The sequence below is a fragment of the Catenovulum agarivorans DS-2 genome (genome assembly GCF_000568405.1).
In the GTDB taxonomy this organism is placed as follows: domain Bacteria; phylum Pseudomonadota; class Gammaproteobacteria; order Enterobacterales; family Alteromonadaceae; genus Catenovulum; species Catenovulum agarivorans_A.
In genome coordinates this window covers 1-1144 of sequence record NZ_ARZY01000095.1, presented here as the reverse complement: position 1 = coordinate 1144, position 1144 = coordinate 1, and the positions used below count along the sequence as shown (strand labels likewise).

The window sequence follows — 1144 nt, the reverse complement described above, 5'->3', positions numbered from 1 at the left end:
GACCCAATGGGTCGATATTAAATTGTTATGTCATGGAATAGTCATGAGTGCATACCTCGAATTTGAGACATTGCCGGAAGTGGATAATGTTCTAAAGCTTAGGGTTCTGGGGTCCAGCTCTGGGTTTTCTGGTGTCGCAAATTGCTATGTAGATGAGCAAGGCTTTCGAGACTTCTGCCGGCTGCTGGAAGGGTTCCCGAAGCAAAGAGATCAAGTTGTGGAGTTCAGTTCGGGAGATCGCGGGAGGCTTTCTAACTTTAGTGTCACCTTTTCCTGTAAAAACAGTTCGGGCCACGTCTTGGTGAAGGTAGCTATAGAAAGCATCATTTCGCACATGAACACACGCACAGAGCGGTTTAGTTCCGAATTCGAGCTGGTAGCGGAGCCTGCGGAACTGGATCGCTTCCAAAAATCAATTGTTGTAGTCTCCAATTCTGAAAATGTAGGTAAAAAGGCGCGGCTTCATGGGCGGACATAATCGGGTAGCCGAGGGTATCTACCCCTCAGCCCCCACAACACCCTGCATGCGGGTCCGCACAGGGCGTTTCATCTAACTGATTATCCATTCGGATAATGCACTTTGATCCATCCATCTCTGAGTGAATATGAACCTTCTGATTTCAGATAATTTAAGTTTAACGCCTGTTGAATACCCGGTGTTTTTGAGCTGCGCCAGGGCCCTTTACTTGTGATCCCACAAGCAACGGCTGCTTGCACATGCACACCTCGTTTCATCAGGTTTCTCACTTTAGTTCTCGGTTTTCGCCATTGTCGCCAGTAACACATTCTCACTCTACGCCGTATCCAGTGATCTAGGTCAACGCACTGCTGGTATGCATTTGCAATTCCATAGTAGTTAATCCATCCCCTTAGATATTGACTCAATTTAAACAATTGGTAGTGCATGCTCACGCCCCAGTTCCGGTTGGTTAAAATGCGCACCTGTCGTTTAAATTTATATAGAGTTTTGTCGTGCCATTTGATTAATCCGCGTTTAAAAGTAAACCCTAAGAATTTACTTTGCGTAGATTTAACCACTTGGCTTTTGTCTGTGTTGACCAACAATTTGAGTTGAGTTTCAAGGAACCGAGTGACACTGGCTAGGACACGTATACCCGCACGTTTTGATTTTACTAAAATTATA

Annotated in this window: 2 protein-coding genes; one reads left to right on the top strand and one right to left on the bottom strand. The window is 45.3% G+C overall.

Features of this window, described 5'->3' with window-relative positions:
* Nucleotides 1–478, top strand: a 478-nt coding sequence (locus tag DS2_RS19340) for a hypothetical protein (RefSeq protein ID WP_235188648.1), incomplete at its 5' end; no start/stop codon positions are given.
* Between the two features lie 80 nt (nt 479–558).
* Here DS2_RS19340 and DS2_RS19335 read toward each other — a convergent pair.
* Nucleotides 559–1144 (bottom strand): group II intron maturase-specific domain-containing protein (locus DS2_RS19335; RefSeq protein ID WP_035016730.1); only part of this gene is annotated, 586 nt, incomplete at its 5' end.